This window comes from Nitratireductor sp. L15S-10, assembly GCF_045011005.1.
In the GTDB taxonomy this organism is placed as follows: domain Bacteria; phylum Pseudomonadota; class Alphaproteobacteria; order Rhizobiales; family Rhizobiaceae; genus Nitratireductor.
The window spans coordinates 2,288,551-2,312,465 of the sequence record NZ_CP120674.1; the positions used below are offsets into that span (position 1 = coordinate 2,288,551).

The 23,915-nt window shown below is 61.3% G+C and carries 24 protein-coding genes; 15 read left to right on the forward strand and 9 right to left on the reverse strand.

Annotated elements, in window-relative coordinates; all coding sequences use genetic code 11:
• Positions 1-163: 163 nt before the first annotated feature.
• From eutB to maiA, 7 genes are all read left to right on the forward strand, one after another.
• The gene (gene eutB / locus P2W41_RS10935) at positions 164-1,186 is read left to right on the forward strand and encodes a hydroxyectoine utilization dehydratase EutB (protein WP_404933145.1); all 1,023 of its coding nucleotides are present in this window, start codon (positions 164-166) and stop codon (positions 1,184-1,186) included.
• Positions 1,176-2,168: a cyclodeaminase gene (locus tag P2W41_RS10940; RefSeq protein ID WP_404933146.1), complete on the forward strand. Its 993-nt coding sequence runs from the start codon at positions 1,176-1,178 to the stop codon at positions 2,166-2,168. The genes eutB and P2W41_RS10940 overlap by 11 nt, the downstream gene beginning before the upstream one ends.
• Positions 2,169-2,170: 2 nt before the next feature.
• Positions 2,171-2,665 carry an Lrp/AsnC family transcriptional regulator gene (locus tag P2W41_RS10945; RefSeq protein ID WP_404933147.1) on the forward strand — a complete coding sequence of 165 codons (495 nt, stop codon included), beginning with the start codon at positions 2,171-2,173 and terminating at the stop codon, positions 2,663-2,665.
• Between the two features lie 127 nt (positions 2,666-2,792).
• The gene (locus P2W41_RS10950) at positions 2,793-4,277 is read left to right on the forward strand and encodes an NAD-dependent succinate-semialdehyde dehydrogenase (RefSeq protein WP_404933148.1); all 1,485 of its coding nucleotides are present in this window, start codon (positions 2,793-2,795) and stop codon (positions 4,275-4,277) included.
• Positions 4,278-4,319: 42 nt separating this feature from the next.
• Complete coding sequence (locus P2W41_RS10955) at positions 4,320-5,693, forward strand: aspartate aminotransferase family protein (protein ID WP_404934969.1); 1,374 nt, start codon at positions 4,320-4,322, stop codon at positions 5,691-5,693.
• 82 nt (positions 5,694-5,775) lie between these two features.
• Complete coding sequence (locus P2W41_RS10960; RefSeq protein WP_404933149.1) at positions 5,776-6,471, forward strand: fumarylacetoacetate hydrolase family protein; 696 nt, start codon at positions 5,776-5,778, stop codon at positions 6,469-6,471.
• 1 nt (position 6,472) lies between these two features.
• A complete protein-coding gene (maiA, locus tag P2W41_RS10965; protein WP_404933150.1) occupies positions 6,473-7,123 on the forward strand; it encodes a maleylacetoacetate isomerase in 651 nt (216 codons plus the stop codon).
• Positions 7,124-7,140: 17 nt separating this feature from the next.
• Here the strand turns inward: maiA and P2W41_RS10970 are convergent, their stop codons facing one another.
• A complete protein-coding gene (locus P2W41_RS10970; protein ID WP_404933151.1) occupies positions 7,141-7,605 on the reverse strand; it encodes a MaoC family dehydratase in 465 nt (154 codons plus the stop codon).
• Between the two features lie 276 nt (positions 7,606-7,881).
• Between P2W41_RS10970 and rirA the strand changes: the two genes are divergently transcribed.
• The gene (rirA, locus tag P2W41_RS10975; RefSeq protein WP_292895364.1) at positions 7,882-8,343 is read left to right on the forward strand and encodes an iron-responsive transcriptional regulator RirA; all 462 of its coding nucleotides are present in this window, start codon (positions 7,882-7,884) and stop codon (positions 8,341-8,343) included.
• A 35-nt stretch (positions 8,344-8,378) separates the two neighbouring features.
• Here rirA and P2W41_RS10980 read toward each other — a convergent pair whose 3' ends face one another.
• The 5 genes from P2W41_RS10980 to hemP form a co-directional block, all read right to left on the reverse strand.
• Positions 8,379-9,191: a heme ABC transporter ATP-binding protein gene (locus P2W41_RS10980; protein WP_292895362.1), complete on the reverse strand. Its 813-nt coding sequence runs from the start codon at positions 9,189-9,191 to the stop codon at positions 8,379-8,381.
• The gene (locus tag P2W41_RS10985) at positions 9,191-10,291 is read right to left on the reverse strand and encodes a FecCD family ABC transporter permease (RefSeq protein WP_404933152.1); all 1,101 of its coding nucleotides are present in this window, start codon (positions 10,289-10,291) and stop codon (positions 9,191-9,193) included. Before P2W41_RS10985 ends, P2W41_RS10980 begins: the two co-directional genes overlap by 1 nt.
• Position 10,292: 1 nt before the next feature.
• Complete coding sequence (locus P2W41_RS10990) at positions 10,293-11,207, reverse strand: hemin ABC transporter substrate-binding protein (RefSeq protein ID WP_404933153.1); 915 nt, start codon at positions 11,205-11,207, stop codon at positions 10,293-10,295.
• Between the two features lie 115 nt (positions 11,208-11,322).
• Positions 11,323-12,381, reverse strand: a complete 1,059-nt coding sequence (locus P2W41_RS10995; protein ID WP_404933154.1) for a hemin-degrading factor — start codon at positions 12,379-12,381, stop codon at positions 11,323-11,325.
• A 9-nt stretch (positions 12,382-12,390) separates the two neighbouring features.
• Positions 12,391-12,591 (reverse strand): hemin uptake protein HemP, encoded by a 201-nt coding sequence (gene hemP, locus P2W41_RS11000; protein ID WP_007006809.1) that lies wholly within the window; start codon positions 12,589-12,591, stop codon positions 12,391-12,393.
• 261 nt (positions 12,592-12,852) lie between these two features.
• On the opposite strand from hemP, the gene P2W41_RS11005 reads away from it, so the two are divergent.
• The 6 genes from P2W41_RS11005 to P2W41_RS11030 are packed head-to-tail and all read left to right on the forward strand — an operon-like array spanning position 12,853 to position 17,767.
• Positions 12,853-14,868 carry a TonB-dependent hemoglobin/transferrin/lactoferrin family receptor gene (locus tag P2W41_RS11005; RefSeq protein WP_404933155.1) on the forward strand — a complete coding sequence of 672 codons (2,016 nt, stop codon included), beginning with the start codon at positions 12,853-12,855 and terminating at the stop codon, positions 14,866-14,868.
• Between the two features lies 1 nt (position 14,869).
• The gene (locus P2W41_RS11010) at positions 14,870-15,331 is read left to right on the forward strand and encodes a hypothetical protein (RefSeq protein WP_292895347.1); all 462 of its coding nucleotides are present in this window, start codon (positions 14,870-14,872) and stop codon (positions 15,329-15,331) included.
• Positions 15,332-15,362: 31 nt separating this feature from the next.
• A complete protein-coding gene (locus P2W41_RS11015) occupies positions 15,363-16,070 on the forward strand; it encodes a MotA/TolQ/ExbB proton channel family protein (RefSeq protein ID WP_292895344.1) in 708 nt (235 codons plus the stop codon).
• The gene (locus P2W41_RS11020; protein ID WP_404933156.1) at positions 16,060-16,449 is read left to right on the forward strand and encodes a biopolymer transporter ExbD; all 390 of its coding nucleotides are present in this window, start codon (positions 16,060-16,062) and stop codon (positions 16,447-16,449) included. The genes P2W41_RS11015 and P2W41_RS11020 overlap by 11 nt, the downstream gene beginning before the upstream one ends.
• A 5-nt stretch (positions 16,450-16,454) precedes the next feature.
• Positions 16,455-16,865, forward strand: coding sequence for an ExbD/TolR family protein (locus P2W41_RS11025; RefSeq protein ID WP_404933157.1), 411 nt, complete (start codon positions 16,455-16,457; stop codon positions 16,863-16,865).
• Positions 16,862-17,767, forward strand: a complete 906-nt coding sequence (locus P2W41_RS11030) for a TonB family protein (protein ID WP_404933158.1) — start codon at positions 16,862-16,864, stop codon at positions 17,765-17,767. The genes P2W41_RS11025 and P2W41_RS11030 overlap by 4 nt, the downstream gene beginning before the upstream one ends.
• Positions 17,768-17,814: 47 nt before the next feature.
• Here P2W41_RS11030 and putA read toward each other — a convergent pair whose 3' ends face one another.
• A complete protein-coding gene (gene putA / locus P2W41_RS11035) occupies positions 17,815-21,429 on the reverse strand; it encodes a bifunctional proline dehydrogenase/L-glutamate gamma-semialdehyde dehydrogenase PutA (protein WP_404933159.1) in 3,615 nt (1,204 codons plus the stop codon).
• Between the two features lie 159 nt (positions 21,430-21,588).
• On the opposite strand from putA, the gene P2W41_RS11040 reads away from it, so the two are divergent.
• On the forward strand, positions 21,589-22,041 hold the full coding sequence (locus P2W41_RS11040) for an Lrp/AsnC family transcriptional regulator (protein ID WP_404933160.1): 453 nt from the start codon (positions 21,589-21,591) through the stop codon (positions 22,039-22,041).
• On the opposite strand, the gene P2W41_RS11045 is transcribed toward P2W41_RS11040, so the two are convergent.
• Positions 22,028-23,254, reverse strand: a complete 1,227-nt coding sequence (locus P2W41_RS11045) for a cytochrome-c peroxidase (protein ID WP_404933161.1) — start codon at positions 23,252-23,254, stop codon at positions 22,028-22,030. The genes P2W41_RS11040 and P2W41_RS11045 overlap by 14 nt on opposite strands.
• Before the next feature lies 1 nt (position 23,255).
• Positions 23,256-23,711 (reverse strand): FixH family protein, encoded by a 456-nt coding sequence (locus P2W41_RS11050; RefSeq protein ID WP_404933162.1) that lies wholly within the window; start codon positions 23,709-23,711, stop codon positions 23,256-23,258.
• Positions 23,712-23,915 lie beyond the last annotated feature (204 nt).

The following is a 23,915-nucleotide window of genomic DNA, read 5'->3' on the forward strand; positions in this document are numbered from 1 at the left end:
AAAGGCAATGCAATATTGTGTACAACTAATCCATCACCACATTTTCGATCCGGTGAATCGCAGGAAAACGACATCGAATGTCGCTACTTCTATTCCCGATCCAACGATGTTGTGTACAAATCAGCACCATCGCGCTGCCTCGCAGACAATCCGGGAGATTTTCATGAGCCACAGGGCAACGCTCGCGCTGGCAGATATTCTGGCTGCCCGCCGGCGGATCAGGGACATTGCATCGCTCAACACGCCTCTCCCGCCGTCGCCCTTTCTCAGCCGTCTTACCGGTGATGACGTCCTCCTCAAGCTCGAAATCGGGCAGGCAAGCGGCGCCTTCAAGCTGCGCGGTGCCGCCAATGCGGTCCTCACCCTGCCGGACGACGCCACCGGCGTCACCTGCTGCTCGACCGGCAATCATGGCCGCGCCGTCGCCCATGCAGCACGCGCGCGTGGCCTGCGCGCCGTCATCTGTATGTCGAAGCTGGTGCCGGAGGCGAAAATCGCCGGCATCAGGGCGCTTGGTGCCGAAGCCCGCATCATCGGCGCAAGCCAGGACGAGGCACAGGTCGAAAGCCGCCGCCTCGCCGATGAAGAGGGCTTTTGCGAAGTCTCTCCTTTTGATGACCTCGCGGTCATCGCCGGTCAGGGCACGATCGGGCTTGAGCTTCTGGAGCAGCGCCCGGATCTCGAAACCGTTCTCATTCCGCTGTCGGGCGGAGGGCTCGCCGGCGGCATCGCGTTCGCGCTGAAGACGATCAAGCCTTCCATCCGTGTCATCGGCATCACCATGGAGCGGGGTGCGGCCATGCACGCCTCGCTTGCCGCAGGAAAACCTGTCACCGTCACCGAAGTGGCAAGCCTTGCCGATTCGCTCGGCGGCGGCATCGGGCTCGATAACTGCCATTCCTTGGCGCTCTGCCGCGATTTCCTCGATGAGGTCGTGCTTGTCACCGAGGAAGAGATCTATCGCGCCATGCAGGCCCACTATTTCGAAGACCGTCTGGTGTGCGAAGGGGCGAGCGCCGTCGGTGCTGCCGCCCTCATGGCCGGAAAGATCACCAGCAGGCCCGGCCCCACCGCCACGCTCATCACCGGCCGCAATGTCGACATGCAGATCTTCACCGACATTGTCTGCGGCCGCGATGTCGCGCTCGGCGACACGATCATCAAGGGAGCGCCCCATGCCGCATGACATTCTTGTCCTGACCGAAGCCGATCTGCGCAAGGCCGTCCGGCTCGACCTCGAAGCCATCGACGTGGTGGAAGAAGCCTTCTGCGCGCTCGCCTCCGGCGCGGTCATCATGCCGCCCATCCTGTCCATGGACATTCCGCAGGTGCATGGCGAAGTGGATGTGAAGACGGCCTATATTCCCGGCTTCGACGGGTTCGCCATCAAGGTCAGCCCCGGTTTCTTCGACAATCCGAAGATCGGCCTGCCGAGCCTCAATGGCCTCATGATCCTGTTTTCGGCGAAAACCGGGCTCGTGGAAGCGCTTCTGCTCGATAACGGCTTTCTCACCGATGTGCGCACGGCTGCCGCCGGCGCGGTTGCCGCCCGCCATCTTGCACCTTCGACGGTCGAGACCGCCGGCGTCATGGGCACCGGCGTGCAGGCCCGGCTGCAAATGATCGCCGCCCATCAGGTGCGTCCTTTCTCCCGCCTTCTCGTCTGGGGTCGCGACGCGGAAAAGGCAAAAGCCTGCGCCGCCGATCTGGCCGAAACCCTTGGCATCGACGCAAAAGCCGAGACTGACCCGGCCCGCCTCGTCGCTCAAAGCCAGCTTGTCGTCACCACCACGCCGGCCCGAGAGCCTGTTCTCAAGGCCGACTGGCTGCATCCCGGCCTCCACATCACCGCCATGGGCTCCGATCAGGAAGGCAAGAACGAGATCGAACCGGAAACCCTTGCCCGCGCCGATCTCTACGTCGCCGACCGTGTGAGCCAGTGCGAAAAACTCGGTGAACTGGCGGCCGCCATCCGCGCCGGCGTATGGCATAACAACACGCCACCCGAACTCGGAGACATCGTTTCCGGCGCCAGAACCGGCCGCACCAGCGATGACCAGATCACCATCTGCGACCTCACCGGAACGGGCGCACAGGACACGGCCATCGCCACTTTTGCGCGCGCCCGGGCCTTGACAGCGGGGGCCGGTACGACGATCCAGAGCTGACCATGCTCAAGCTCGACGATCGCGATCTCAAGATTCTCGGTATCCTTCAAAGGGAAGGCCGCATCTCCAAGGCGGCGCTGGCCGAGCGCGTGAACCTCACTCCCGCCCCCTGCTGGGAGCGGCTGAAACGCCTTGAAAAGGCGGGCATCATCACCGGCTACCGCGCCGAGGTGGCGCTGGCGAAGCTCGCCCCGCACATCGCCGTCTTCATGGCCGCCGAACTTGCCGGCCACCGCGCGGAAGACTTCCAGCGATTCGAACGCAGCGTTCAGGACATCGATGAAATCACCGGCTGCTGGGCCGTCGGCGGCGGTTTCGACTATATTTTGCAGATCATCGCCCGCGACATCGACACCTATCAGCGGCTGGTCGACAGGCTTCTTGAGATGAATGTGGGACTTGCCCGCTATTTCACCTACATCGTCACCAAGCCCGTGAAACAGCCCGGCGCACTTCCCCTCGGCGTTCTGGTGAACGCCGATCCGCAGAAGGAATAGCGGGCGCGGGCCGCGAAGTTCAGAAGAAACGTCGGCAGCCCCTGCCAAGATCGTCAGAAAATTTGGCGCCTCAGGCAGCATGATTCCAGTCAATCCAAACACTGGAAATCCGCTTGGGAGAAAGCCGATGTCCGCATTTGCAGCCCTTCAGAAAACCGCCCTGTCCGATCTCGCCGATCCGCGCCTGTTCCGCGAATACGCCTATGCGGACGGCCACTGGATCGCCGCCCCCGGCGACCCGGTGGTGGATGTCTACAATCCCGCGGATGGCGCGCGGCTCGGCTGCGTTCCGGCGCTCACCGCAGAGCAGGTTGATGAAACCATCGAAGCGGCTCATGCGGCGTTTCCCGGCTGGGCGGCCCTTCTGCCGCAGGAGCGCGCGCAAATCCTGATGCGCTGGTACGATCTGATCGTCGCCGCCAAGGAGGACCTCGCCCATCTCATGGTTCTCGAACAGGGCAAGCCGCTCTCGGAAGCCCGTGGCGAGATCGACTACGCCGCCTCCTTCGTCTCCTTCTACGCCGAGGAAGCCAAGCGCGTTTCGGTCGAAAGCGTTGCTTCGCATCTGCCGGATGCTGATATGCAGGTTTCGCGCGAGCCGGTGGGTGTCGCGGCCCTCGTCACGCCATGGAACTTCCCCTCCGCCATGCTCACCCGCAAGGCGGCAGCCGCCCTTGCCGCCGGCTGCACCGTGGTCGCGCACCCCTCTTCCGAGACGCCGTTCTCCGCACTCGCCCTTGCAGAACTTGCCGAGCGCGCCGGCGTGCCGGCTGGCGTCTTCAACGTGCTCACCGGCAAGGCCGCCGAAGTGGTCGGCGCGATGACCGCCTCAACCCGTGTGCGCGCCGTCTCATTTACCGGCTCCACCGAGATCGGCCGCCTGCTCTACGCGCAGTCGGCGCCGACCGTGAAGCGGCTGGTCATGGAGCTTGGCGGCCATGCGCCCTTCATCGCCTTTGCCGATTGTGACCTCGACCACGCGGTCGAGAGCGCCATTTCGGCAAAGTTCGCCACTACCGGGCAGGACTGCCTTGCCGCCAACCGCTTCTATATCGAGCGCTCCATCTATGACGCCTTCGTCGCAGCCTTTGCCCGCAAGGTCGAGGAACTGACGGTCGGGAACGGCCTCACCGATCCCGATATCGGCCCGCTCATCCATGAGCGCGCGGTCGCGAAGCAGAAAGAACAGGTCGCCGATGCGCTTGAAAAAGGGGCGCGGCTCGTAACAGGCGGAAAAGTGTCGCGGCACGGCCCAACCTTCTTCGAACCTACGGTTCTGGCCGACGTGCCCGAAACGGCACTCATCTTCCGTGAAGAAACCTTCGGCCCGATTGCCGCCTTCACCCCCTTCGACGACGAAACGGACGTGCTCGAAAAGGCGAACGACACCGAAACCGGCCTCGCCGCCTATCTGCACACGCAGGACCCCGGTCGCATCGCCCGCTTTTCGCGCGGTCTCGAATTCGGCATGGTGGCCGTGAACCGCACCAAGATCACCGGCGCGCCCATCCCCTTCGGCGGGGTCAAGCAGGCCGGCCTTGAGCGCGAGGGCTCCCGCCATGGGCTGGAAGCCTTCACCAACATCAAATATGTCTGCCGCAACGTCGGTTGAGCAGCGCTGAATACAGTTTGAGACGAACAGGAGAGTGACATGCTGTTGAAGAACGACCAACTCGACCAGTGGGACCGCGAGGCCTTCTTCCATCCCTCGACCCATCTGGCCCAGCATGCGCGTGGCGAAAGCGCAAACCGCATCGTGACCGGCGGCAACGGCGTCTATATCGAGGATCGCGACGGCAAGAAGCTGCTCGACGCCTTCGCCGGCCTTTATTGCGTCAATGTCGGCTATGGCCGCACCGAGATCGCCGACGCCATTGCCGAGCAGGCCCGGGAGCTTGCCTATTACCACGCCTATGTGGGCCACGGCACGGAAGCCTCCATCAAGCTCGCCAAGATGATCATCGACCGCGCGCCGGAAAACATGTCCAAGGTCTATTTCGGCCTCGGCGGCTCAGATGCCAACGAGACCAATGTCAAGCTGATCTGGTACTACAACAACATTCTCGGCCGCCCCGAGAAGAAGAAGATCATCTCTCGCTGGCGCGGCTATCACGGCTCCGGCCTGATGACCGGCTCGCTGACCGGGCTTGAGCTGTTCCACAAGAAGTTCGACCTGCCGCTGGCCCAGGTGGTCCACACCGAAGCGCCCTATTACTACCGCCGCCCGGACCATTCCATGAGCGAGGAAGCGTTCACCGCCCATTGCGTGGCCGAGCTTGAAGCGCTGATCGAGCGCGAGGGCGCGGACACCATCGCCGCCTTTATCGGTGAGCCCGTTCTTGGCACGGGTGGCATCGTGCCGCCGCCGGCCGGATACTGGGCCGCGATCCAGAAGGTTCTGCGCAGAAACGACATCCTGCTCGTCGCCGACGAGGTGGTGACCGGTTTTGGACGCCTCGGCTCCATGTTCGGCTCCATCCACTACGACATGGAACCCGACCTCATCACCATCGCCAAGGGCCTTACCTCGGCCTATGCGCCGCTTTCCGGCTCCATCGTCGGCAAGAAGATGTGGGAAGTGCTCGAGCGCGGCACGGACGAAAACGGCCCCATCGGCCATGGCTGGACCTATTCGGCCCACCCGATCGGTGCGGCAGCCGGCATCGCCAATCTCGAACTGGTCGACAAGCTCGGCCTCGTCAAGAATGCCGGCGAGACGGGCGCTTACTTCGTCAACGCGATGCGTAACGCCATCGGCGACCATGTCCATGTCGGGGAAGTGCGCGGCGAAGGCATGCTGTGTGCCGTCGAGTTCGTGAAAGAGCGTGAGGACCGCACCTTCTTCGACGCTTCCGAGAAGATCGGTCCGCAGATGGCCGCTGCCCTTCTCGAACAGGGTGTCATCGGCCGCGCCATGCCGCAGGGCGACATTCTGGGCTTCGCGCCCCCGCTCTGCCTGACGCGCGAAGAGGCAGACACGATTGTCGATGCGACCGCCAAGGCCGTAAACACCGTCTTCAAAAGCTGATCTCCAGACTCCGGCGCTTCGGGGCCTTGCCCCGGAGCGTCAATTCGGCCATCTCTTCTCCGCAGTTATCTGGGAGAATTTCATGGCCGATTTCGTTTTTCCGCCCGCCAGCCAGCCGTCTGTTGCCGTTGCCGGCACCGAGGCACGCTTTCCCGTGCGGCGCATCTTCTGCGTGGGGCGCAACTATGCCGCCCACGCCCGCGAAATGGGCCATGAGCCGGAGCGCGAGCCGCCGTTCTTCTTCACCAAGCCGGCAGATGCGGTGGTCGATACGGGTACCGTCATCCCTTATCCAAGCCTGACAAAAGACCTGCACCACGAGATCGAAATGGTCGTGGCGATCGGCAAGGGCGGCAGCGATATCGATCCGGCCCATGCACTCGACCACGTCTACGGCTATGCGGTCGGGCTCGATCTAACGCGCCGTGATCTTCAGGGAGAAGCCAAGAAAAAGGGGCGCCCGTGGGACTGGGGCAAGGCGTTCGACCGCTCGTCCCCCTGCGGCCCCATCGTGCCCATTGCCGAGACCGACCACCCTTCCGAAGGCCGTGTCTGGCTCGCCGTCAACGGCGAGATCAGGCAGGAAGGCAACCTTGACGAACTGATCTGGCCTGTGGCCGACGTGATCGCGCTCTGCAGCCAGGCCATGGAGCTTAAGGCCGGCGATCTGATCTACACCGGAACACCCGCCGGCGTTGGCGCGCTTCAGCCGGGCGATAAGGTGGAAGGCGGTGTTGACGGGATCGGCGAGATCGCCATCACCATTGGCGAGGCGTGAGATGAGCGACATCGTCCTGCACAACTATTTCCGCTCCTCCACCTCCTTCAGGGTACGCATCGCGCTTGCCATGAAGGGCATCGACTATCGCTATGCCGCGCATCATCTGCGCCACGGCGAGCATCGCGGTGAGGCCTATCTCTCGGTCAACCCGCAGGGCCTCGTTCCGGCGCTTGTGTGGAGCGACGGCACGATGATCGCGCAGTCCATGGCGATCATGGAGTTCCTGGACGAGACGGTGCCCGAGCCCCCGCTCCTGCCTGCCGATGCGCCTGGACGCGCGCGGGTTCGCATGCTCTCCCAGATGATCGCCTGTGAAATCCATCCGGTGAACAATCTGCGCATTCTGAACGCGCTGAAGGAGCGTTACGGCGCAGACGATGCGGAAGTCGGCGCATGGTTCCGCCACTGGGTGAACGCCACGTTCGAACCGCTTGAAAGGATGCTGACCGAGAGCCCGCAGACCGGCGTCTTCTGCCACGGCGATGCGCCGACCATGGCCGATATCTGCCTCGTTGCACAGGTGGCGAACAACAAGCGCTTCGACGTCGACATGGCGCCCTATCCCGTCATCCAGCGTATCAACGACGCCTGCATGGAACTGGAAGCGTTCCGGAAGGCCGCGCCGATGAACCAGCCCGACGCGGAATAATTCAACCGGGAGGCCGCTCAGGCGGCCTTTTCCTCCAGAATCAGCATGATGATGGTTTCAGCGGCAAGTGCGAGCATTTCCTCGCCCTCGATTTCCACCTCGCCGTGATGGCGAATGAGAAGCCGGCCCGGCGCCTTTTCCTCGATGCCCTTTAGCGTGCTGCGCAGCCGCACGCGGCTACCGGCCTTGACCGGCGCCAGAAAGCGCAGCCGGTCGAGCCCGTAATTGATGATTGTGCCCAGATGCACCGGCCACGCGCCGCAATCGTAAGACAGGCTCGATAAAAGCGAGAGCGTGAGGAAGCCGTGCGCCACGGGCTTGCCAAACGGGCTTTCGCGCTCTGTACGCTCGCGGTCCACATGTATCCACTGGTGATCGTTGGTGCAGTCGGCGAAACGGTCGATCATCGACTGGTCCACGACCACCCACTCGGAGATTGTGGGAGCCCCGCCGATCTCCGCTTCCAACACATGCGCGTTCATGGGCCCGGCCTTTCTGAGATAATTTCGCGTGCAAATCCCGATAGTCGCTGGAAAAGCGGCTTCGACGCTGGTTCCACCGCCGACCGCTTCCCATAATGACCCCGAATATTGTGCATTGCAGCACAAATAACAAGGAGGGCTTGGCACAAGGCAAAATTGCGATGAAGGCCTTCATCTGCATAAAGTTGATCGACATTATCAGATTTGAGCCGAGTCACTCTGGAATTATTCTAAACAATAAGCCATATTGCGGGAACGATATGTGAAAGGACTGTTATGCGCCTAACGCGACAAACCAATTATGCGATCCGGATTCTGATGTATTGCGCCGCCAATGAAGGCCGGCTCAGCCGCATCTCCGACATCGCCGAAGCATACTCCCTGTCCGATCTTTTCCTGTTCAAGATCCTGCAGCCACTCGTCGAGCACGGCTTTGTCGAAACCGTGCGGGGGCGCCATGGTGGCGTTCGTCTTGCAAAGCCGGCCGAGGAGATAACCTTGTTCGACGTGGTTCGGGTGACGGAAGACAATTTCGCAATGGCTGAGTGCTTCGAGAATGACGACGCCGACTGCCCGCTTGTCGAGAGCTGCGGCCTGAATGAAGCGCTGCGCAAAGCCCTGAACGCCTTCTTCGAGGTTCTGGCCGGCTACACAATCAGCGATCTCGCGGTGGCCAGGCCGGATATGCGATTACGTCTTGGCCTTGATGATTTACCCGAGCGTGCTGCCGCGCGCTAGAATCCGGAAGGTCGTCCCACACTGCAGTCCCTTCGTCAAAACGGATGTCGCGACGGGATCTGCGCGGATTGCGGCAATACATAGGGCCGATTTTCGGCAGGCGGCACACCCACCTGAATTCGGCACTCAAAGACATCGGACACAAGCCCGTCGTTGAAGACATCGGCAGGCGTTCCCGCCGCAACTACCGTCCCGCGGTGCATCATTGCTACCTGATCGGCGAAGCGCGCCGTAAGATTAAGATCGTGTAGAACCGCGAGCACACCACCGCCGGAGGCTGCGAACCCTGCCGCAATGTCCATGATGATGAGCTGGTGCTTGATGTCGAGGCTTGAAACCGGCTCGTCAAGCAGAAGGTAGCGCGGTCTGCCGTCGAGCACCGGCCTCCAGACCTGGCAAAGGACGCGTGCGAGCTGGACGCGCTGCTGCTCCCCGCCCGAAAGCTCCTGATAAAAGCGTCCGGCAAACCCTGAAAGGTCAACGCGCTCCAACGCCATCTCGGGAAGTTTTCTCTGCTCGGCCGGGCTCGCTCCTGACCGCCCGCCCAGAAGCCCCAGTTTCACCACTTCACGCACTGTATAGGGAAACGCGAGCGCGCTTGCCTGCGGCAGGACGGCCCGATGCGCGGCAGCCTGCCAAGGCTCCATGCCTTGCAGTGCTTCGCCATTGATCAGCACCTCGCCTTCAAAGGGAAGATCGCCGGAGATGGCCTTCAGAAATGTGGTCTTGCCCGATCCGTTGGGACCAACGATCGCCGTCACGGTACCGGGCTTTACCGACAGCGACACATTGCGGAGTATCGGCTTGCGTCCTACCCGCACTGAAAGATTATCGACCTCTATCGCCATCACAGATCCAGAATCCCTCTCTGGCGCAACAATATCCAAAGGAAGAACGGGGCACCCAGTGTCGCCGTTACAATGCCGATAGGGAGTTCGGCGGGTGCCACGACAACGCGACTGATCGCATCGGACACCAGCAGAAGCACCGCCCCCAGAAGCGCCGAGGCTGGCAGAAGGTAACGATGTTCGGGACCGATGGTCAGGCGCAAGAGATGCGGCACGACGATGCCGACGAAACCGATGCTGCCGGCCACCGCAACCGAAGCCCCTGTTGCGGCCGCTACGGCCAGAATCGCACAATTCTTCACCCGCTGGACGCGCACGCCAAGATGGTGCGCTGTCGCCTCCCCCAAAACCATGGCATCAAGTCCACGCGCCAGAAATGGCGCTGCCCCCAGAGCTGCAAGAATGATCGGTCCCGCGGCCCAGATCTTGGTCCAGCTTGCTCCTGCCAGCGAGCCGAGCCCCCAGAATGTCAGGTCTCGCAGCTCCTGATCGTCGGCGACATAGACGAAAATGCCTGACAAGGCGCCCGCCAATGCGCCGAGCGCAATGCCGGCCAGAAGCATGGTGGCGATGGAGGTCTGGCCACGCCGCGTGGCCACCCGGTAAAGAAGCAGGGTCGACACGACCCCGCCAAAGAAGGCGGCCAGCGGCAGTGCGTAAATTCCAAACATGCCGACTACCGGTGCCAGCACCGTGTTGCCGAGAACGATGACAATTATGGCACCTAGCCCGGCTCCGGAGCCGACACCGACAATACCCGGGTCGGCCAGCGGATTGCGAAACAGGCCCTGCATGACAGCGCCGGAAACCGCCAGCGAAGCGCCGATCAGGCTTCCAAGAACCACACGCGGCAGCCGAATGTCGCCGATCACCACACGATCGCGCAGTGAAAGGGCATCTGCCCCGCCGCCCAGCCATTCCGACAGCACAACCCACAAGGATGTTTCGGATGCGCCCCATCCAAGACTGAAGACGAACAAAAGCGCATAAAGCACAACAAGGGCCAGGATTACCGCCCGTGCCCGCGCCGAACGGTCACCGCCCGCCACGGCCTGCCACCGCCAACCGGGCGCGGATGCGACATCGTCACGTAACGCCATCTCAGTCGGTTACCGTTTCCGTCCGCTGCAAAGCGCGAGCGAGATCACGCACCGCTTCCGCGGTTCGCGGACCAAAACCCAGCAGATAGGATCCGTCCATTCGAATCAGTGCCCTGTTCTCACCGGCGGGCGTGCTGGCAATCGCAGGGTGGGAAAGAACATCTTCAGACGCAAGATGATCCGCGCCACCCCGGGCCATCATCAGGACCACATCGGGTGCAGCCGAGATCACTGCTTCCGCCGAAACCTGACGATAGCCGGAGAACCTGTCCATCGCGTTCTCAGCTCCCGCCATGCGGATGATCCCGTCTGCGGCAGTGTTCTTGCCTGCAGCCATGACCCGGCCACCCTGCATGCTGAGCACAAAGAGCACACGCTTTCCATCAGCTTGCGTTTGCGCTTCCCTCTGGGCGGCGTCGAGATCCGCCTGCACCTGACTGGCGAGCGCTTCTGCCTTTGCTTCCACGTTCAACGCCGCTCCAACCACGCGAATCTTGCGCAGGATCGCGTCTCGGTCATAGCCCTCCGGCACCATGACCACGGGGATGCGGGATGTCCTGAGCGCATCCATGGTCTCGACCGGGCCACTTCCCTCCATGGCCAGAATAGCGCTTGGCCCCACGGAGAGCACCCCCTCAGGTGAGAGCGCACGCAGGTAACCGATGTCAGGCAGTTTCTTCGCTTCTGGTGGATAGGTGCTGGTCGTGTCCCGAGCAACGAGCCTCTCCTCTTCGCCAAGGCTGTAGATGATCTCGGTTATGGCACCACCAATCGCCACCAGCTTCGAGGCATCAGCAAATGGCCCCACTGCCTCGTCTGCGGTGGCCGGCGTGAAAGCTGCGCCTAGAGCAGCAAGTGTAGTCACCGCCAGCCGCCCCAGCCCTCTTCGCGTCATTGACGAAAGCGCTTCACGCATGGCCCGCCATCTTGTCTGGATCCTTGGCTGTTTTTCGTAATGCACGAGACCATCCCAATTTCTGAGTTCGCCAAAAAGGGATGGAGAGCCACGCTCCCCTTCCCCAAAATTACACTCAGGCCACCTGCCGGCATTCGAGCCGCGGCAAACCTTCAACCATGGAGCGCCAATCCGTTCGCTCGGCATGGCCTTCGAGGCGCTCTCCGAAGAATTGGGCGATCAACTGCCCATCCGCTCCATAAGCCTCCATCGACGTGACGTGTCCGTCCCTGGTCGGCTTGCGGACGGCCCACAGTTCCTTCACGTGGTCGGTTCGCAGATGGAGATTGAAGCCTGGATCGAGAATGTTGATCCATGGCCCCATCGGCTTCACTGTCTCGATCACGCCAGTATGAATCTGGATGCAACCGCTGCTGCCGACGAAACACATGATCGGCACGGCGTCGCGGACCGATGCATGCAGCATCTGCGTCAGGGCATCCTCCTGCAATCGCCAGGCATAGTCCTCACCGATCAGGTGAACGGCCTGATGACGCGTCAGGTTCAACTTGCGCAGAATGTTAAAGAGCTGATGCACATCCGTCATTGCGCTCCAGCGTTCGCGCAGGACATCCGCCGCCGGCAGTTCGTCGGTGGCGATCTCCTCCACGATCTTATCGGCCTGAATATCGAGCGGAGCCTGCTGATCGGGATGAAGAAGGACTTCGACCAGCTTCTGATAGGCGTAGAGGTTCGATTTCGGCCTCAAATGCACCTTGTGCACGGCATTACCGGCCTTGTCGAAAAACTGCAGGCTGCGCCGGACATCATCGCCATCGCGCTTTTCCACCGCAAAGCCAAACGACCAGCGGGAGGGAAAAATTCGCAGATCAATGTCGCGCCCCAGAACAAGTGCGTGCTGCGCGCCAACAGTGATTTTCTCGTAAACACCGACCTTTTCATGAACGGCGCTCTCATTTCGGGTCAGAGCCATGACCTCGCCGACGGTTTCAAGGGCCGGAAGAAGGTCGGAGACGCGCGGCTCGATACGGGTCACGCCATGGCCCACATGCGCGGCAAGCAATTCTGCTTCCGAAATGCCCAGCATCTCGGCCAGGTCCCGCTCGCGCATTTTGGGGTTTTCATCACGGGCGCGCCTGATCGCCTCGGGCGCGCGTGCTGTATGAACATTCATTCCACAAACCTATTTGTTGAGAATCAGCTTTCCCTGACGGGTGATCTTCAGGCGGTAATACGCGCCATGATGCTCGATCCCGATTTCGCGGCGACCTCCGAACAGATCCGTGCTGGAAATTGTCCGGTCAGGCGTAACGCCACCTTGCCTGACGGCCAGATGCTGTATGTCTGCCTGTCCGCGCGGGTCGATCGACAAATAGGTCTTCATTGGAAAGAACCTCCATTTTCATGTCACTGGCTTGGGCTCACATCGACAGCATGTTTTCTGCCATTCGCTTTCTTGACTTTTATTATCATATTTTATAGCCACCGCAATACCGGAGTGGAATTATCAAGATAAATTTCCTAGCCGGATAATCGTCGGCAAGCCAGCGCCAGCCGGCCATTTGCTGTGTTTGATTGCTGGAGAATCTGGAATATGCGGAATTACACGCGATACACGAGCCTTGGTCTGCTGTGCGGAACGTCAATGGCGACACTGGTCCTTGCGGTGAACGCCGGCGCGGAGGAAACGCCGGTGGTTTTGTCGGAGGCATCGGGCAGGGTCACCCTTCTCGACCGCATAACGGTGGTTAGCAGAACCGGCGAAAGCGCTCTGGAAACCATGGCTTCGGTAAGCCAGATCAGCGGCGAAGAGCTCGACCGCCGTATGGCAACCAACGCCAACGACGTCTTTTTCGGTGTTCCAGGGATCACGGTCTACTCGGATGGCCGCCCGGCGGTCAGCAACATCAACATCCGCGGCCTTCAGGACGCCGGCCGCGTCTCTGTCATCGTGGATGGCGCACGTCAGAACTTCCACAAGGCCGGTCACGACGTCTCCCGCATGTTCTGGCTCGACCCAATGCTCATCCAGCAGGTGGACGTTATTCGCGGACCGAGCGCAAACACGTTCGGATCGGGCACGATTGGCGGCGTTGTCTATTTCGAGACTAAAAAACCGGATGACTTCCTGCGTGATGACGAGAATTACGCCCTGTCGCTTACGGGTCGCTATGAATCGAACGGTTCCGGCTGGACCACCAGCGCGATCGGCGCCTATCGCTTCAACGAAGCTGCGTCCATTCTCGGCAACATCGTTTGGCGCGACTATGGCGACTACAAGGATGGTGACGGGACGCGCGTCGACAATTCAGGCTTTGACGTGCTGAGTGGCCACCTCAAAGGAACCATCAGACCGACCGAGAACAGCGAACTGACACTGGGCTGGACCGGGTCTCGCGATGACTGGTCTTCGACCGAAACGCGAGACTATCTGCTCGACAGCGACACATTCACGGGTGAGTTCAAGCTGTCCGACGCCGAAGAGAAGTGGCTGAACCTCAATGTCAAGGCTGCCGTCAACAATATGGATCTGACCCAGACTGACACAGGCTCTCGCCCCGGCACATCCGCTTACGACTTGCGAACGACCAGTTTCGACATCTGGAACACATCCTACTTCGATACCGGGATGTTTGCCCATGAACTGACCGTCGGCGGCGACTGGGTCTATGACGATTTCACCTCCAGCGCGGCTTCTGGCGGATCGGACAGCTACAATCCAACCGGCACAAGACGTGTGTGGGGGGCCTATGTGCAGGACAAACTTTCCTATGACTGGCTCGAGATCGTTGCTGGTGTAAGATACGATTCCTACGAGCTTGAGGCTTCTGAGAAAAGCTCTGGCGACCGTTTCTCTCCTCGTCTCAGTGTCGGTGTTTCGCCGTTCAACGAGGGGGCCCTGTCCGGCCTTCAGATCTACGGCTCTTATTCCGAAGGTTATCGGGCACCCAACACTTCCGAGGCGTATATCACCGGTGGGCACTCGTTCCCTGGCTTCAGCTTCGCATTCCTGCCAAATCCCGATTTGAAGCCCGAAACAGGGAAGACGTGGGAAGCCGGGGTGAACTACAAGGCTGACGGCCTCTTCAATGCCGAGGATACACTCCGGATCAAGGCAGCCTATTTCCATAACGATGTCGACGACTACATCACGATACCCACCTTCCCGGCAATTCCGGGCAGTGAGTGCGCCAGTCTCGGGCACACCATGTGTGCGCAGTATCAGAACGTCTATGCTGCAGAGATTCAGGGATTTGAACTGGAGAGTCGCTACGACGCCGGGCGCTACTTTGCAGGCCTGGGAATTTCCATCATTGACGGACACCAGACAGACCGGGACGGCGTGCGCTCCGACCTTACGACCATACCTTCGGCCAGCGTGACGCTCGATGGAGGGATGCGTTTCCTCGAACGCCGCCTGACACTCGGTGGCGAAGTCGAGTTCAACAAGGCACCCAGCGGATCGACCTTCGCAGAAGATTATACCCTGGTGAATCTCTACGCCAACTATCAACCCAACGAAAACCTCCGGTTTGATTTCCGCGTCGACAACCTTTTCGATAAGCGGTACGTGCTGCCGATAGCCGACGTCTCCGATGGCATGCATGCGCAGCCTGGTCTGACCGTAAAGCTCGGTGCAACCGTGCGTTTTGGAGGATAAGATGTCATCTCGATTATCGCTTCTGGCTCATATGTCCGTCGCCGCCCGTATCGTGGCGGCGATGGTCGCCCCCCTGGCAATGACCTTGCCGGGGGCTGCGCAGGACGCTGTCGCCGGTTCGATCAGGCTCGAGCTTAACGCTCTCCAGAAAAGCGAAAAGGGCTGTCGCATTGCATTCGTGGTCGAGAATGCGATGGGAAAGGATATTGCCAAGGCAGCCTATGAAATTGCCCTCTTCACCAGGGAAGGTCTCGTTGACCGGCTTCTGATCCTCGATTTTCAGGACCTGCCCAGCGAGAAAACCAAGGTGCGCCGTTTCGATCTGGCCGAAGCCGATTGCGATGAGATCGGCCGCGTTCTCATCAACGACGCTTCGGCCTGCGAGGGCGACGGGATTGAACCTGGAGACTGTATCGCGCGGCTGGAAGCCACCAGCCGCGGCTCAGTCACATTCGGCAAATAATCTCCAGACATAAACCGACAGGAATGCCCCAATGTTCGACGGCGTCATCTCTTCCATAGGCTCCTTTCTCAAGCTCGGCGGCCCGGTCGTCGCGATCCTGCTCGTTCTGTCGGTCTTCGCCGTGGCGCTGATCCTTCTGAAGTTCGCGCAGTTTCAGCGCGAACGCGTTGGTCGGCACGGGCGTTCCAACCGCGCGCTCCATGCCTGGTTTCACCACAATCAGGGAGAGGCGCGGTCCATGCTTGCCAATGCCCGCTCACCGCTGGAGGAAACCCTTGCAACCACCATGCGCCTTGCCGCTGCAAAGGCGGACAGAGGCGCTATAGAAGACGAAATCAGCCGCCTGGCGCTTGGTCGTCTGCATGATCTGCAACGTGGGTTTCGCGCGCTGGACGCGATCGCCCAGGTGGCGCCTCTGCTTGGTCTGTTCGGCACCGTTCTTGGCATGATCGAAGCTTTCCAGAAGCTCCAGGAAGCCGGAAATTCGGTAGACCCGTCACTGCTGGCCGGCGGTATCTGGGTTGCGCTCCTGACAACGGCTTGCGGCCTTGCCGTTGCCATGCCGGTTTCGCTTCTTCTTACCTGGTTCGAGACGCGTATCGAGAACGAGCGCGTCGCCATTGAAACGATGACGGCGACAGTTCTTTCCCACGCATCAATTGAAAAAGCAGAGGCACGCGCAGCCTCGGAAGAAGCCGGATCACCGCGGCCGGTGACAGGTGAAACCCATGCGCATTGACGTCGCAGCAGTCAGGAAGAGAAGGCCTCTGTCGCTCACATCGCTGATTGATGTGATCTTCCTGCTATTGCTCTTCTTCATGCTCACCTCGACCTTCACGCGCTTCGCAAGGGTGGAGATTTCCGGCGGACCGGCCTCGGCATCTACTGGCGGCAAGTCGCCAGACGTGCTGATCCGCGTTGATGATCCGGCGGGCTGGCGCGTCAATGGCCGGATGCTCGCCGAAGAGGCAGCCGTCGTCGAACTCGCACGCCTGAAGGAAGCCGGCGCGGAAACCGCCGTTCTCCTGGTGCGCGGCGAGCTCACATCCCAACAGCTGGTTGAGGCGGTGGAAAACATTCGCCGCAACACCGAACTCAACCTTTCCGTCGCGAGGTAATTTCCATGCTCCGCCTTGCCCGTCCGACGCAGCCCCGCCAGCGGGAAAGCACGATCGCTCTGATCAACATCGTCTTCCTGATGCTGATCTTTTTCCTCGTTGCCGGCACGCTGACGCCGCCGCTCGACAATGATGTCAGCCTGATTTCCACCGTCGAGGCCAATCCGTCAGAGCCGCCGAATGCGCTGTTCGTCACCGAAGAGGGTGAGATTCGCCTGCGCGGTAGGATTACCGATGCACAGGGTTTCATGCTCGCGCGCGCAGAAACCCTTGGTGAAAAGGCTGCAAGACAACTCGAGATCAAGGTGGCAGCGGACCGCAATCTGCCGGCCACCAAACTCGTCGACATTGTCGGCGCCCTCAAGGCGGCCGGTGCCAGCAGGATCAGCATCATCACGGAACGTGCGGCAGAATGAAAATGCGGGCATGGAAATGGGCCGTGGCGCTGGCCGTATCGTTAAGCCTTCACGCGGGGGCGGCAGTCTATGTGATGAGCCGCCCGACAGATGTCGAGATCGCCGGTGGCGGCTCCACGGAGATCGCGATCGCCGGCAACGCCTTTGCCGATATGGTTGCTGCCGGTAAAACAACCGAGGAAATCGTGCCGGTATCGCAGCCGGAGACAGAGCCGGTTCAGCCCGAAACGGCAAGAGAGGTGCCGCCCGAGGCACCGGTCGAAACCGTGGTTGACGAAGCCCCGACCCCGGTCGTGGAGGCGGAGCAACCCGTTGCCGAGGTGACGGAGGCAGAGACAGCAGAGGCTGTCGAACCGGTCGAGAGCGCGCAGATTGTGGCAGCCCTGTCGGAAGCACCGGTTCCAACGCCCCGCCCCGCCTACACGCCGCCGCCCAAACCAAAGACCGAGAAAAAGCCGGTCCGCAAGGCCAAAACGGCACCGCCTAAACAGCGCAGCGCCGGCTCAAAGGGTCGCGACACTCAGGATGCGCGCCGTGGAACGGCGTCGGGAAAGCAGAACGCCGGAAAGGCCTCCAAGGGCCGACAGGTCGCGCGTGCCACGCAAAGTGGCAATGCGCGCGTCTCCAACTATCCCGGCAAGGTTGTCTCCAAACTGCGGCGTTCCCTTCGCTATCCCAGCGCGGCAAAACGCCAGCGGCTGAAGGGCGAGGTGCGTGTGCGCTTCACTGTCGCGCAGAATGGTTCGGTGAGCGGCATTCGCATTGTTAGCAGTTCCGGGTCGAACGTCCTCGATCAGGCCGCTCTCGACACGGTGCGTCGCGCAGCTCCCTTCCCCCGGATACCGGCAGAAGCGGGCCGCTCAAGCTGGGGCTTCACTGTGCCATTGGCGTTTCGCCGCTGATCCCACACGGTCCGCGCAGCCGCCGGGCTGCGCGGTGAATTTTCAGCCTATACCGAAGCCAAAAGGCTCGCATTGCCGCCGGCCGCCGTCGTGTCGACACAGATGGCGCGTTCATGTGCAAAGGCCGCCGGGTAGATCGGCTCCACGATCAAAGGAACAATCGCCCCTTCCCGCGCGGCAAGCGTCCGGCGCAGGGTCGTCAGCCATTCAGCTTCGCCATTGGCGGCCACCAGATCAACGGCAAGAGCGGTCAGGATTTCAGGAGAAACCGTGCCGTCAGCGCCCTCCAGCGGAAGCCCCTGCCCCAGCAGCGGCTTGAGAATGCGTCGCGCTTCCGGATGCACTGCAAGCACTGCGTTTCCGGCCGACAGTGCCTGCACGACCTGCGCCAGCAGGACCTCTTCATCTGCACCGAGACAGAGCGCACGGCCACGTGGTGTCAACATCAGCGTGTTGGCCTCGCCCGTCGGCCCCGGCAGATCGAGAGGCCCCTGATCCAACGCCGCCGAGGCTGCCATCGCTTCCTGTGCCCTGCCACGCAGGAGCTTGCGCAGGACCGGGAGCCTGTCCGCGCGCGCTGTCCACCTGGTGTCCACTGCAGGCAGGAGGCGGTTCACCGCGTCGGCAGCCAGCACGGCCCCTGAAGGCTTTACCTGTTCAATCTCCGCACCACGCCGGAAACGGCGCAGATAGTGCGGGCCACCCGCTTTCGGCCCTGTACCCGAAAGCCCCTCACCGCCGAAGGGTTGAGAGCCGACGACGGCGCCGATCTGATTTCGGTTCACGTAGATGTTGCCCGCGTGCACGCGATCGATCACATGCTGAGCGCGCGCGTCAATGCGCGTGTGTAGCCCAAACGTCAGGCCATAACCCTTTGCGTTGACATTGGAAATAACTTTGTCGATATCATCCGCCTCAAAAGCGGCCACATGCAGTATGGGCCCGAAGATTTCACGCTCCAGTTCCTGGATTCCAGACACTTTGAAGGCAGCCGGCGCCACGAAACGCCCGCCATCCGGCACATCGAGCGCCGCGATGAGGCGACCATTGTCCGTCATACGCTGCGCATAGGTTTTGATCGTCTCGCGTGCTTCATCGTCGATCACCGGACCGACATCGGTCGAAACCTCCCATGGATCGCCGATGCTGAGAGCCTGCATGGCGCCCTTCAGCATCTCGAGGACCCGATCTTCCACATCCTTCTGCACATAGAGCATGCGCAGGGCCGAGCAGCGTTGACCGGCACTCTGGAAGGCGGAGGCGACTATGTCGCGCACGGCCTGCTCGGGGAGCGCGGTGGAATCGACGATCATCGCGTTGAGCCCGCCGGTCTCCGCGATCAGCATGGCCTCAGGTCCGGCATTGTCGGCAAGTTGCCGCTCGATGAGCCGCGCAACCTCCGTCGAGCCGGTGAAACATACGCCGGCAATGCGCGGATCAGCGGTCAGAGGGCCACCGACTGTCGGACCATCACCAATCAGAAGCTGCAGCACTTGGGCCGGCACGCCCGCCTCATGCATCACTGCAACGGCGCGGGCCGCAATTAGCGATGTCTGTTCGGCCGGCTTTGCAATGACCGCATTGCCCGTCACGAGTGCCGCTGCGATCTGTCCGGTAAAGATTGCGAGCGGGAAGTTCCACGGCGAAATGCACACGATCACGCCCCTCGCCCGCGTGTCCTTCTCAACATGTTCGGCTTCGCGGGCGTAGTAGCGCAGAAAATCCACCGCCTCGCGGACCTCAGCGATGCCGTCGGCAAGTGATTTGCCGGCCTCGCGCGTGGCAAGCGCGAAGAACTCCGCTGCGTGCTTCTCGTAGAGATCGGCGATATGGCGCAAAATTCTGCCGCGCTCTGCCACCGGCGTTTTCGCCCAGCCGGGCTGCGCCTGCAATGCGACGTCCACCGCCTCACTTGCCTGCTCCCGCGTGGCATCGCGAACCGTACCCACGGTTTCGGAGAGCCGCGCCGGATTGATCACTTTTCGCGTGTCTCCCTTTCCCTTTGCAGGGGTGATGGAGCGCGCTTCCCATTGATGCGGTGCGGCAAACGGCCCCCGGGCTGCATCAAGCTCGAGCATGGTCACCGGGTCCGTGATGTCCCAGCCCCTGGCGTTCTTCCGGCTCGGGCCGAAAATCTCCGAAGGGCGTTCGATGGCCGGATTGGCCGCATTCAGGGGCTTTTCCACAGCTGCAAAGGGATCGGCGGCAATTACTTCCGCGCTCACATCTTCGTCGACGATCTGGTGCACAAAGGAGGAGTTGGCCCCGTTTTCGAGCAGTCTGCGAACGAGATAAGCAAGCAGATCCTGGTGCGCACCCACAGGCGCATAGATGCGGCAGCGCGTCCCTTCACGCTTGCGCACGGTCTCGTGCAGCGCTTCGCCCATCCCATGCAGGCGCTGAAATTCAAAAAGCGACTTGTCAGAGGCCATCGCGAGAATGGCGGCCGCCGTATGGGCGTTGTGCGTAGCGAATTGCGGGTAGATGCGATCCGTCATCCCCAGGAGTTTACGTGCGCAGGCGATGTAGCTCACATCCGTGTTAACCTTGCGCGTGAAAACCGGGAAGCCGTCCAGCCCCATCACCTGAGCACGTTTGATCTCGGTGTCCCAGTAGGCGCCTTTGACCAGTCGCACCATGATCCGCCGGTCAAGCCGCTCTGCAAGCGCGTGGAGCCAGTCCAGAACAAATGGTGCGCGTGGCCCATATGCCTGCACCACCACACCGAACCCGTCCCAGCCGGCAAGGTCCTCATCGGCCAAAACCGCTTCGATCACGTCGAGCGAGAGGTCGAGGCGGTCCGCCTCTTCTGCGTCGATATTGAGGCCCATGCGTGCGTCCCGCGCCGCCAGGGCAAGGCTCTTCAGCCGCTCGATCATCACCGGCAGCATGCGTGCTTTCTGCGTTGCCTCATAGCGTGGATGAAGCGCGGAGAGTTTTACGGAAATACCCGGATTCTCGCGAATATCGTCCCGGTTGGAGTGGCGTTTCAGAGCAGCGATGGCGTCCGCGTAGGCCTTGTGATAGCGCAGCGCGTCCGCTTCCGTACGGGCCGCCTCACCAAGCATGTCATAGGAGTAGGTGTAGCCCTTTTCGACCATGGAGCGGCCGCGCTTCATCGCTTCCTCGATGGTTCGGCCAAGCACGAACTGCTCGCCCATCTCACGCATCGCGCGCGACACGGCAGTGCGGATCACGGGTTCACCCATGCGGCGCACCAGCCCGCGCAGGATCGCTTCAACACCGTCCCCCTCATCGTCCAGAACACGCCCCGTCAGCATCAGCGCCCAGGTCGAAGCATTCACAAAGATCGATGCCGATTCACCCGAATGAGCGGACCAGTCATGCGGCGCGATCTTGTCGCGGATCAAATCGTCCATCGTCTCGGCGTCAGGCACGCGCAGCAGCGCCTCCGCCAGACACATCAGCGCCACGCCTTCCTGGGTCGAAAGGCCATATTCGGAGAGAAACGCTTCCATCATGTGCATGTCGCTTGAAGAGCGCACCGCCCGCACCAGTTCGGCTGCATTGGCCGAGATCCGGTCTCTGTCTTCGTGCGACAGGTCGGCCAGGGCGACCAGCCTCCGCAGCGCCTCCGCTTCATCGACCAGGTAGTGAGCCCTGATTTCTTCTCGCAGTTTTTGCGGCGCATTCTTCTGCATGATGTCCTCGATTATGGAATGGCACTTACGGCGCTCCTACCGCCTCAGCGCAGCGATCATAACACAGGGACTTTGGCCATTCGGGCTAATCTATTGCTCTATTTAGGTCATATGGGCTATCTTTCCTTCGAATACCGGACCTTGAGAGCTGCATTTTATATGGCAACAGAACGTGTTGACCGCATCGACCGAAATATCCTCGACGCCCTGACCAGGGATGGCCGACTTTCCATCGCCGAGCTTGCGCGCCGGGTCGGTCTTTCAAAGACCCCGGTTCAGGCCCGGCTGCGCCGTCTGGAGAAGGAAGGCTATATTCGCGGCTACTCGGCAATCATTGATCGCGCACGCATCGGCGAAGGCCATATTGCTTTTGTTCAGGTAGAGTTGGAAGACACGCGTTCATCCGCACTTGCCGCCTTCAACAAAGCGGTTCTTGCCGTGCCCGAGATCGAGCAATGTCACATGACGGCCGCCGGCTTCGATTACCTGCTCAAGGTGCGGACGCGCGATATTTCGAGCTATCGCAAGGTGCTGGGCGAGCGTATCTCCGCCCTGCCCCATGTCGCCCGCACCTCGACCTTCGTGACGATGGAAACCGTCAAGGATCGGTAGCGGGCGTCGTGTCCAGCGTATTGAGGAAGGCAATCAGCGCCTGCCGCCCGCGGTCCGTGAACACCACGCCGCGAATTTCGCTCTGCCCCGAGGCCGCGGCGGGTGCGCTGCTGTAGTGGTCGATCACCGCCTCAAGCGTAGCGATCTGCCCGGCATGCATATAGGGCGGTCGGCCTGCCACACCACGCAGCGAGGGTGTCTTGTACGCGCGCTCCATCGCGGCCGCTCTACGTTTCATGAAACGCAGAGCATCGCACGCATCCGGCGCCGCGTCGCTGTAGCGCCCCAGACAGTTGAACGGGTCGGCTTGCACTGCGGCGATGCCAACCGCCCGACCCAGATCCTCCGGCAGTCCCGGGACAGGTGGAACACCCGTATTGTGAAAGTGGTCGTCCGTGAATCGCGGGCCGTTGTGGCATTCAAGACAATTTGCCTTGCCGATGAAGAGCCGCAGCCCCTCAAGTTCCAGATCGCTGAAGGCTGCGTCCCCTGTCGGCTCCTTCCCCGCCGCAATGGCCCTCGCAAAACGGTCAAAGCGGGTTTCGGTGGGTATCAGCGTGCGTTCGAAGGCCTCAATCGCCTTGCCGATATTGGCAAACACCCGGTTGACCGGTTCCTGTTCTTCCGGTTTCATTGCAGACCACTGCGCGCGTTCGGTCTCCGAACCAAGCGGGCTGGCGTTTTCCGGAATTTCAGAGATATCGGGAAGCGCCCCGAATATTTCCGAATACGTATCCGCATAGGTTTCCGCCACATAACGGGTATAGGCGGCGCGGTTACCAGCGTGTTCGCGCTGGTCCTCCAGGGGTGTGAGCGCCTGCGCCCAGAGGCTGTCGCGCCGGCCGTCCCAGAATTGCCAGATATTCCACGCAGCCCCCGCCAGAGGCATGGTGCGCCGGTCGGTTTCATCCGCTCCCAAACCACGCGGACGGGCATCTTGAAACTGCTGGTCGGGAACATGACACGTGGCACACGAGATGTTTCCAGTCCCGCTGAGCCCTTCATCGAAAAAGAGCAGTCGGCCGAAGTCTGCAGCCTGCGGGTCGTCCGCATACCGATTTCCTGGTGAAGGCGGAAGAGGCCCCAGCGCATCGATGGAAAGAGACGCGATCTTTGCCCTCTCGTCCTCGCTCAGTGCACCGGAATCACAGGCGGACAAAGCAAGAAAACCGCACAGCGCGCCGATTGCAGCATGGCCGCGCGCCGTCCTCATATCACAGATCCAGATTGAAGACCGCCTCATCGAGCCCCGGATCGGCCGAGATCCCGATGCGGATTTCCCAGTGCCCGCCCATGTTGAAGCGCATTCCTTCCACCCGATATTGCCCATCTCCAAGAGCTTCCGCCATCTGCGGCTCTGTCGGCAAACCGTGGCCGTGGGCCGGCATACCGCCATCGATCGATATGGAGGCATCGTTGACCGGCGCGCCGTCAGGTGTGGTGATCGTCACCACCCAGTCATGGGTTTCATTTACGGGTATGGGCTGGGCTTCGGTCTCGAACATGACCTGGTAGAAACCGTCCCTGCTCACCGTGTTGTAGGCGACGTCGATTTCGGGTGCGGGTGGCGTGAAGAGCCGGTAAGCCGCATAGATTGCGGCAACCGCCATTAGAAGCCCGACACTCGCAAGCACGAAACGCCTCGACCCGGTTTTGTCCTGAAACGGCATCTGGTCCCTCCGACTCGTCAGGTGCACTACTTAACCCCCAGCCGCCACCCGGTGCCATAGGAACTCTGTCCCATCATTAAAAAAGCCAAGGAAAACCGGCATGTTGCTGACGGTGTTTATTGCTCGGGATAGAGGATCGGGGTCAAGCCCCTTGATCTCAACGATGCCGCATGACGAGTCCGAGCCCAAAACTGCACAATATTG